The sequence below is a fragment of the Methyloceanibacter sp. genome (genome assembly GCF_049590335.1).
GTDB lineage: Bacteria > Pseudomonadota > Alphaproteobacteria > Rhizobiales > Methyloligellaceae > Methyloceanibacter.
Genome location: NZ_JBAWCQ010000100.1, coordinates 1 through 9240, shown reverse-complemented (window position 1 = coordinate 9240; position 9240 = coordinate 1). Strand labels below are relative to the sequence as shown.

General features: G+C 61.1%; 8 protein-coding genes and 1 pseudogene. 7 read left to right on the top strand and 2 right to left on the bottom strand.

Features of this window, described 5'->3' with window-relative positions; translation table 11 throughout:
- The 7 genes and pseudogenes from WBQ77_RS08100 to WBQ77_RS08070 all read left to right on the top strand — a co-directional run.
- A pseudogene (locus tag WBQ77_RS08100) lies at positions 1–159 on the top strand (glycerate dehydrogenase); the annotation flags it as partial.
- 19 nt (positions 160–178) lie between these two features.
- Entirely contained in the window at positions 179–1036 is an 858-nt protein-coding gene (locus WBQ77_RS08095) for an NADP-dependent methylenetetrahydromethanopterin/methylenetetrahydrofolate dehydrogenase (RefSeq protein ID WP_424041665.1), read from the top strand.
- A complete protein-coding gene (gene fchA / locus WBQ77_RS08090; RefSeq protein WP_424059719.1) occupies positions 1036–1668 on the top strand; it encodes a methenyltetrahydrofolate cyclohydrolase in 633 nt (210 codons plus the stop codon). The genes WBQ77_RS08095 and fchA overlap by 1 nt, the downstream gene beginning before the upstream one ends.
- A 66-nt stretch (positions 1669–1734) precedes the next feature.
- On the top strand, positions 1735–2913 hold the full coding sequence (locus tag WBQ77_RS08085) for a malate--CoA ligase subunit beta (RefSeq protein ID WP_424059718.1): 1179 nt from the start codon (positions 1735–1737) through the stop codon (positions 2911–2913).
- A gap of 24 nt (positions 2914–2937) precedes the next feature.
- The gene (gene sucD / locus WBQ77_RS08080) at positions 2938–3822 is read left to right on the top strand and encodes a succinate--CoA ligase subunit alpha (protein ID WP_424041670.1); all 885 of its coding nucleotides are present in this window, start codon (positions 2938–2940) and stop codon (positions 3820–3822) included.
- A 243-nt stretch (positions 3823–4065) separates the two neighbouring features.
- The gene (locus WBQ77_RS08075; RefSeq protein WP_424041679.1) at positions 4066–6837 is read left to right on the top strand and encodes a phosphoenolpyruvate carboxylase; all 2772 of its coding nucleotides are present in this window, start codon (positions 4066–4068) and stop codon (positions 6835–6837) included.
- A 17-nt stretch (positions 6838–6854) separates the two neighbouring features.
- Positions 6855–7826 (top strand): HpcH/HpaI aldolase/citrate lyase family protein, encoded by a 972-nt coding sequence (locus WBQ77_RS08070; RefSeq protein ID WP_424041671.1) that lies wholly within the window; start codon positions 6855–6857, stop codon positions 7824–7826.
- 136 nt (positions 7827–7962) lie between these two features.
- Here the strand turns inward: WBQ77_RS08070 and WBQ77_RS08065 are convergent, their stop codons facing one another.
- Complete coding sequence (locus WBQ77_RS08065; protein ID WP_424041673.1) at positions 7963–8133, bottom strand: hypothetical protein; 171 nt, start codon at positions 8131–8133, stop codon at positions 7963–7965.
- 224 nt (positions 8134–8357) lie between these two features.
- Positions 8358–9143, bottom strand: coding sequence for a hypothetical protein (locus WBQ77_RS08060; protein ID WP_424041674.1), 786 nt, complete (start codon positions 9141–9143; stop codon positions 8358–8360).
- Between the last annotated feature and the right edge of the window lie 97 nt (positions 9144–9240).

Below are 9240 nucleotides of genomic sequence, written 5' to 3'. Positions count from 1 at the left end.
AAGGAAGGCAATGTCCTGCTCGATCTCAAGCTGCCGAACTTCATCGTCACGCCCCACGTGGCGTGGGCGAGCCGTGAGGCCATGCAGATCCTGGCAGACCAACTCATCGACAACATCGACGCGTTCGTGGCAGGCAACCCACAGAACGTCGTCGAGTAATGCGTAAAAGGAAACCGCAATGAAGAAACTGCTGTTCTTGTTCGACACCGATCCTGTACCGAGCGCCTTCGATACGGTTGTAGGTTACGACGGCGGTGCCGACAATGTGGCTGGTTATGCTGCTGTGTCGCCGGAAAACGTCGGTGCACTGATCGATGGCTGCATCTACACGCGCGGCGGTAAAGACAAACAGAACACCGCGATCTTTGTCGGCGGTGGCAACATGGCCAAGGGCGAGGCGCTGTTCGAGTCCGTGAAGAAGCACTTCTTCGGTCCGTTCCGCGTTTCCGTGATGCTCGATTCCAACGGTTCTAACACGACGGCAGCTGCGGGCGTTGCGCTCCTCGCCAAGGGGCGAAACCTCAAGGGCAAGAAAGCCGTGGTGCTTGCGGGCACCGGTCCAGTGGGTATGCGTGCGGCGGGCTTTTTCGGCATGGAAGGTTGCGACGTGACCATCACCTCGCGCACGAAGGAGCGCGCCGAAGCGGCGGCCAAGGTCATCGAGAAGCGTTTTGGCATCAAGGTTTCGGGCGCCGCGGGTGCGACCGACGAGGAGCGTGTTGAGGCTGTCAAGGATGCCAATATCGTCTACTCGGCCGGCGCGATCGGCGTGCAGCTGCTGCCGAAGTCCGGCTGGGAGAACAACCCCAAAATCGAGCTTCTGGCCGATGTAAACGCGCAGCCGCCGATGGGCATCGAAGGTGTCGACGCAATGGACAAGGGCAAGGACCATGGCGGCAAGCTCGGCTATGGCGCGCTTGGTATCGGTGGCTTGAAGCTTAAGCTGCACCGCGAGTGCATCGCGAAGATGTTCGAGAGTTCCGACGGCGTTTACGATGCTGAGGAAATCTACGCCCTAGCGAAAGAGATGGCCTAATGACAGAGATCAAGGACACCGCGATCGAGCCGTTCCTCGATCTGCTCGCCTCCAGTGCGGCAACGCCGGGCGGCGGCAGCGCGGCGGCCATTCTTGGCGGCATGGGCGCGGCGCTAGTCAGCATGGTCTGTAACTTGACGATCGGCAAAAAGAAGTATGCCGATGTCGAGGACGATATGAAGGAGGTCCTGGCCAAGGCCGAGGATCTGCGTCATCGGATGACGGCGATGATTCAGGACGACGTTCGGGCCTTCGACATCGTCATGGGCGCCTACGGGATGCCGAAAGACACCGATGACGAAAAGGCCGCTCGGAGTGCGGCTATTCAGGATGCCCTCAAGATGGCGACCGAAGTTCCGATCCGTTGCTGCCATCTGGCACGGGAAGTCATCGATTTGTCACTTATTGCTTCGGAGAAGGGCAATATCAATGTCATCTCCGACGCGGGCGTTGGCGTCTTGTCTGCTTACGCAGCACTTCGAAGTGCTGCACTAAATGTCTACATCAACGCAAAAATGATTTCCGACACCAGCTTTGTGGAGTCTAAGCTGAGTGATCTGGAGGGTCTTCTCGCAGGCGCCGAGGCAACGACCGAGAAGGCATACGATATCGTAAAGGGTAAAGTGAGCTGACGCTCTTCGGCGTGGGCTCTCTTTCAAGAATGCCCAGCGAGAGACTTTTTGAAAGGGAGGAACGACGTGGACGTTCACGAGTATCAAGCCAAAGAACTTCTGGGCAGCTTCGGCGTGCCGGTGGCGAAAGGCGCGGTGGCATTCAGCCCGGATCAGGCTGTCTATGCGGCGACCGAACTTGGCGGCTGGAGCTGGGCGGTCAAGGCTCAGATTCACGCCGGTGCGCGCGGCAAGGCCGGTGGTATCAAGATCTGCAAGACCTATCACGAGGTCCGCGAGGCAGCCCAGGAACTGCTCGGCAAGCGTTTGGTGACGCACCAGACCGGTCCTGAAGGCAAGCCCGTTCAGCGCGTCTATATCGAAGCGGCCGAGCCATTCGAGAGAGAGCTGTATCTCGGTTTCGTTCTTGACCGTAAGGCAGAGCGTATCCGGGTGATCGCGTCGCAGGAAGGCGGCATGGAGATCGAAGAGATCGCCAAGACCAACCCCGAGGCCATTCTTCAGGTCATCGTCGAGCCGGCGGTAGGCCTGCAGTCGTTCCAGGCGCGCGAGCTCGCGTTCCAGCTTGGTCTCAGCATCAAGCAAGCCCAGAGCTGCGTGTCGACGATCATGAACGCTTATCGCGCGTTCCGCGACAGCGATGCCCAGATGCTTGAAATCAACCCGCTGGTCGTATCCAAGGACGATCGCGTTCTGGCGCTCGACGCCAAGATGTCGTTCGACGACAACGCGCTTTTCCGCCGTCACAACGTGGCCGACATGTACGACCCCTCGCAGCAGGATCCGCGCGAGGCCCAGGCCGCCGAGCACAATCTCAACTATATCGGTCTCGACGGAAACATTGGCTGCATCGTGAACGGTGCGGGTCTGGCCATGGCCACCATGGACATGATCAAGCATGCTGGTGGTTCGCCGGCCAACTTCCTCGACGTAGGTGGCGGCGCTTCGCCGGACCGCATCGAGACGGCCATGAAGCTCGTTGTCTCCGACTCGAACGTGAAGGCGATCCTGGTGAACATCTTCGCCGGCATCAATCGCTGCGACTGGGTTGCCAAGGGCGTGGTCCAGGCTTGCAAAAACCTCGATATCAAGGTCCCGCTTGTCGTTCGACTGGCCGGCACCAATGTAGAGGAGGGACGCAAGATCCTTGAAGAGAGCGGGGTCAAGCTGATCACCGCCGAGACCCTGGCCGACGCTGCCGAAAAGGCGGTTCAGGCCTCCCAGGGCAAGCTTCAGGCCGCGTAAATACGATCATCGGAGAAACACGTAATGAGCATTTTGATTGACGAAAAAACCCCGGTGATTGTCCAGGGCATGACGGGCGACAAGGGGACCTTCCACGCGAAGGAGATGATCGAGTACGGCACCAACGTTGTCGGCGGGGTGACGCCGGGCAAGGGCGGCGGCCGCCACCTCGACCGCCCGCTCTTCAATACCGTCAAGGAAGCGGTCAAGGAGACGGGCGCCGAGGCTTCCATCACCTTCGTTGCACCGGCCTTCTGCGCCGACGCCATCATGGAATGTGCGGATGCGGGCATTCACCTCGTTTGCTCCATCACCGACGGCATCCCGGCTCAGGACATGATGCGCGTGAAGCGCTACTTGATGCGCTATCCGCGCGATCGCCGCACGATGATGGTCGGTCCTAACTGCGCCGGCATCATCAGCCCCGGCAAGGCCATGCTCGGCATCATGCCCGGGCACATCTATCTGCAGGGCAAGGTGGGCGTGATCTCGCGCTCCGGTACGCTCGGATACGAGGCCGCCGCGCAGATGAAGGAACACGGTATCGGTATCTCGACATCCGTCGGTATCGGTGGCGACCCGATCAACGGTTCTTCGTTCCTCGATCACCTGGCCCTGTTCGAGCAGGATCCGGAGACCGAAGCCGTTCTGATGATCGGCGAGATCGGTGGTCCGCAGGAGGCCGAGGCGTCTGGGTGGATCAAGGACAACATGTCAAAACCGGTGGTCGGCTTCGTCGCTGGCCTTACCGCTCCGAAGGGGCGCCGTATGGGCCACGCCGGCGCCATCATTTCGGCGGCTGGCGACAGCGCGGCCGAGAAGGCGGAGATCATGAAGGCCAACGGGCTCACCGTGGCGCCAAACCCGAGCGAGTTCGGTTCGACCGTTGCGAAGGTTCTCGGGGTCTAGGCCTTGGGGTATAAGCCTTGAGGCCTCAGGAAAGCGCCGGACATGCCGAGGTCATAGACAAGGCCTATGGAATGCCCCGCTTTTTGCCGGAAACCAAACGATTGCAGGTAGGGCCGGTCGGCTCCACCACACACCAATCGCTGCCGGAACTGGCGATCGGGCCAGAGGGTGCTGGGTGTCACATGAGCCATTCAGCATCGAACGACAAGACCCGTCGATGAGATCGGAGTGCGAGCGCGTATCATGGATGAGGATGTGAGAGACGGCGATTTGGTGGCCGATGCGGGCACCGCAGCTCGAATAACTGGCACATCGTCAGACGGCGCCGCGAACATCCTCTTCGAGCTCTTGCTTGACGTCGTCCGGCGCCACCAGCCGGAGATCGAGCCGGTTCTGACCGGCGGTGCCCAGAAATCCATTTCGGAGTTCTCGCCTGAGCTCATGGCTCGCGTCCTGTCGGCGCAAGGGATTTGGTTTCAGCTCCTGTCACTCGCCGACCAGAACGCAACGATGCGCCGGCGTCGCTACATCGAACGCACGCGCGGGCGCGATGCGCTTCTGGGTACGTTCGACCACGTCCTGACCGGCGCGTGCCAAGCTGGCATCGGCCCGGGGGAAATTGAAACTCTCCTGCAGACCATGCGTATCCGTCCAGTCATCACGGCGCATCCAACCGAATCGAAACGCGTCACCGTTCTCGAGAAATACCGGAAGATATATCTCTTGCTCCGGGAGCTTGAGGGCGTGCGTTGGACCGAACGCGAACAGCAGGCAATTCTTGCCAACATTCGCGACCAGATCGAACTCGTCTGGATGACGGGCGAGCTCCATCTTCAAAAGCCTACGGTCGAGCACGAAGTCCTCCGTGGACTCCATTTCTTCGACGAGACCTTGTTCGAAAAGGCGCCGGAGATGATGGAGCTGCTCGAGGGTGCACTACGGAAGAACTACCCGGACTTAGACTTCGACTTGCCGCCCTTCTTCCAGTTCGGATCCTGGATCGGCGGCGATCGCGACGGCAACCCTTACGTGACCACCGAGGTCACAGGCTGGGCCCTGCGCCAGAATGCGCTCGCCTCCTTGCGTCACTATCGCGAACGTCTCACCGCGTTGGCGAGGTCGTTGTCCATCACCCAGAGCGCGCTTCCGATACCAGCGGCGTTCGGCGAGGACCTTGCGCGCGAGCTGCGCCAAAGCGGCGCGGAAGAGGTTATCACCCAGCGCAATCCGGGCGAGCCCTATCGCCAATATCTCACCTGCGTCTTGCACAAGCTCGACGCGACCATCCTGCGCGCCGACGGCGGGGACCTTGAGGTTGGTACCCCGCATTACGGCAATGCAGACGAGCTCATTCATGATCTGCGGCGCATGGAGCGCGCGTTGACGGACGCGAACAGCCCGACACTCGCCGCCGATTTGGTACGGCCAGCACGGCGGGCCGTGGAACTGTTCCGGTTTTCGACCGTGCGGCTCGATCTTCGTGAGAATACGACGCGGACCACGCTGGCGGTGCAAGCCCTGTGGTGGAGCAGCGAGGGCCATGCGGAAGGCGAACCGCCGGAGCTTGGCTCGCCCGAATGGCGTGCCTGGCTCTTACGCGCTCTGGCCCGGCCCCTTCCGGCCGATCGCTCCGGCGAGCCCTTGCCGCCGGAAGCTGAAGAGACCATCGCGATGTTCGCCCAAGCGGCCGAGATTCGCGGCGGTCTCGACCCCGACGCCTACGGCTCGTTTATTCTCTCCATGACCCGCTCGGTCGACGACATCCTCGGTGCCTACCTGCTGGCCAAGCATGGCGGGCTGTTCCTGGACACGGCGGGGACGGAGATTTGCGCTCTGCCGATCGTGCCGCTTTTCGAGACCATCGACGATTTGCGGGCCGGGCCCGCCATCATGCGCGAGGCCTTGGCAATCCCGCTGATCCGCCGCTCGACGCACTGGCAGGGTGGTCTGCAGGAAGTGATGCTGGGCTACTCGGACTCCAACAAGGACGGCGGCTTCGTCGCCTCGAATTGGGAACTGGCGAAGGCCCAATCGCAGCTCACGCGCGTGGGCGAGAGCGCTGGGACGCCGATTTCGTTCTTCCATGGGCGAGGAGGTTCGGTTTCGCGCGGCGGTGCGCCAACGGGCCGGGCCATTGCCGCTCAGCCCGCGGGCTCGATCCGCGGGCGGTTCCGCGTGACGGAGCAGGGTGAGGTCGTCTCCTCCAAATATGCGAACAAGGGAACCGCGCAGTATCAGATGGAGCTGCTCGCCTCGAGCGTTCTCCAGCATGCCCTGAAATCCGAGCAGGAGGCGGCGCTCAAGCCGAGTGGCGAGTTCGACGATGCGATGGAAGCCTTGTCGGGGCTCTCGCGTGTGGCCTACGACCAACTGCTTTCCAGCCCCGACCTGGTTGGCTATTTCCAGGCCGCAAGTCCCTTGGAGGAAATCTCGCTCCTCAATATCGGGTCGCGGCCCGCGCGGCGTTTCGGCGCGAGTTCGCTGAAAGACTTGCGCGCGATTCCGTGGGTGTTCGCCTGGTCCCAGAACAGGCACATCATTACCAGCTGGTATGGGGTCGGGAGCGCGCTTCAAAGCTTCCTCGAAGTGCGCGGCGAAAAGGGCCAGAGGCTTTTGGCCGACATGTTCAAGGGTTCGCGTCTGTTCCGTCTGATCATAGACGAGGTGGAGAAGGCACTCGCCCTGGTGGATCTCGATATCGCCAGGGACTATGCGAGCCTTGTCTCAGACGTCCGAGTGCGGGAAACGATCTTCTCGATGATCGAGAAGGAGTATGCGCTCACTACGGACATGGTGCTGCAATTGTCCGGCAGTGCTTTCCCCGGAGAGCGTTTCAACCAATTCCGGGCCTCATTGGCCGAAAGGCTTCCCACGGTCAATCAAGTCAGCCGGGAGCAGGTCGAATTGCTACGCCGGTTCAGAGCGACCGAAGACGAGCAAGAACGTGAATCTTTCAAATCCGCGTTGCTGCTTTCAATCAACACCGTGGCTGCCGGTCTCGGCGCCACAGGTTAAACCAGGAGGAGAATAATATGAGCTTTACCCTGATCCAGCAGGCGACGCCGCGCCTTCATCGTTCGGAGCTGGCCGTGCCCGGTTCCAACCCCGGCATGTTCGAGAAGGCCGCGGCCAGTGCGGCCGACGTGATCTTCCTCGATCTCGAGGACGCCGTTGCGCCCGACGACAAGGAGCAGGCCCGCAAGAACATCATCCAGGGCCTGAACGACATAGACTGGGGCAGCAAGACCATGATGATCCGCATCAACGGTCTGGACACCCACTTCGCCTATCGCGACGTGATCGACGTTCTCGAGAACTGCCCGCGCCTCGACATGATCCTGATCCCCAAGGTGGGCGTGCCCGAGGATGTGTATGCCATCGACATGCTCATCACGCAGGTCGAGCAGTACAAGAAGTACGACAAGAAGCTCGGCCTTGAGCTGCTGATCGAGACGGCACTTGGCATGGCCAATGTGGAGGCTATCGCCCAGTCGAGCCCGCGCGTGGAGGCCATGAGCTTCGGCGTCGCCGACTATGCCGCTTCGACGCGCGCGCGTACCGTCGGCATTGGCGGCCCGCATCCGGACCATGGCGTTCTGACCGACGCCGACGAGAGCGGCAATCGCGATTATCACTGGGGTGACCCTTGGCACTATGCGCTGTCGCGTATGATGGTCGCTTGCCGCGCCTACGGCCTGCGTCCGATCGACGGTCCGTTCGGCGATTTCTCCGATCCGGATGGCTACAAGGCTGCTGCGAAACGCGGCGCCGTTCTCGGCTTCGAGGGTAAATGGGCAATTCACCCCTCGCAGATTCCGCTCGCCAACGAGGTGTTCTCGCCGGGTGCGGCCGAGGTCGATAAGGCTCAGCGTATCGTCGATGCCATGAAGCAGGCTGCGAAAGAAGGCAAGGGCGCGGTGTCGCTCGACGGCCGTCTGATCGACATCGCCTCGATCCGCCAGGCGCAGGCTCTGCTGGACAAGGCCGCCCAGATCAAGGGTTAATCGCAAAACGCGATTGCATAAACAAAATGGCCGGGGCATGCCCCGGCCATTTTTGTATTTGCTTTGTCTCCGCGTCCAATGACGGGCGCGGCGAGGATCTGTCGTCCGGCGTGCGCTGGATCGGGACTCGTGTCCCCTAGGCGTCGGCCTTTTCGCCGGTGGTGCAATCGTCTTTTGACGCCACCTTCTCGATCGTACCGAGCCCTACCTCGTCGTCGGGCCGCGCCAGCGATGCGGATGGCAGAAAGCTCAAGCCGTAAACAATTCCGACCAGTATCATGCTGGCCAAAAGCGATAGAATAGACATCTCGTTACTCCACTCCCTAAAGTTGGTTCTTTGTGACAGGGGAACGGGGCAGGGACTCGACCGAATCTCGGCAATTTCTGGGGGCATTGTGGCGAGCGCGCCACGCCGCGGCCGCAGGGCTTGCGGATTCGTAAACAAGTGTGCGCCTCTGACGCAGCATCCGGGTTGGCCCGCGGCGGCCTTGGGCAGCCGTTCCCTCGAAGGGTTGGCTGGCCGCGTTTGCCCTACTCGGCCTGGCGCTCCAAGTCCGCCTTTTGCAGCAGCACTCTCAGCGGCGTGGGGTCCACCTTTCCCGGCTCGTGATAGGGATTGCTCATGGCATATATGATCGCGCCCGTGATGCCGGTGGTGAAATAAAAGATGCAGGCAAAAGCGATATTGATGGGCGTGAGCGCGAACACGCCGAAGAGAAAGGCGAGGAATAGAAAGCAGATTGCGAAAAACGCCCAGAACGGCGTCGAAACCAGCGGTTCACGAGAGCCGATCAGCTTCTTACCGCGCAAATCGATGAGCTTGCTGCACGATCGCTGAAACTCGTTCTTGGCCCAGGCGATCTGCGGTTCATCGCCTTCGCTCGGGATCATGCCGCGGCAGCTATCGCCGAGATAATTGCTGGTCACGCGGCCGGCGCTGCCGATCCCTTTGGCCGTTTGGAACTCTTTCAGGGAGCGTTCGGCGAAGGAGGCGAGGTTTTCTCGGACCTCCGCCTTGTTCTCCAGGCCGTCCGCATTGGCGACGAGGTATTGCAGCGTGCCGATCAGGCGTGTCTCTTCCTGCAGGTCGCGCTTGGCTTCGATGAGATAAGCGGCGGAAGCCGCAAAAATCAGGCCGCAAGCGATGCCGAAGATGGCCGACACGCGAAAGCCGACGACACCCGCCACGTCTTTGGTGTCGTCGTCGCCGAAATGCCGGACCGCGAAATGTCCCAGCAGCTGAAACGTCAGACCAGCGATCGTGGCGGCGACGCCTGCGAAAATCCCGGTCAGGATGAAACTGTCTTGAATATCCATCGGGCGTGTCTAGCGGAAGAATAACCGCATTGGCAATCGGCGCGGTCTGCTGCTCTTGGCGCTTTTGGACGGGAGGAATTGGAAGGCAGACCGGGCC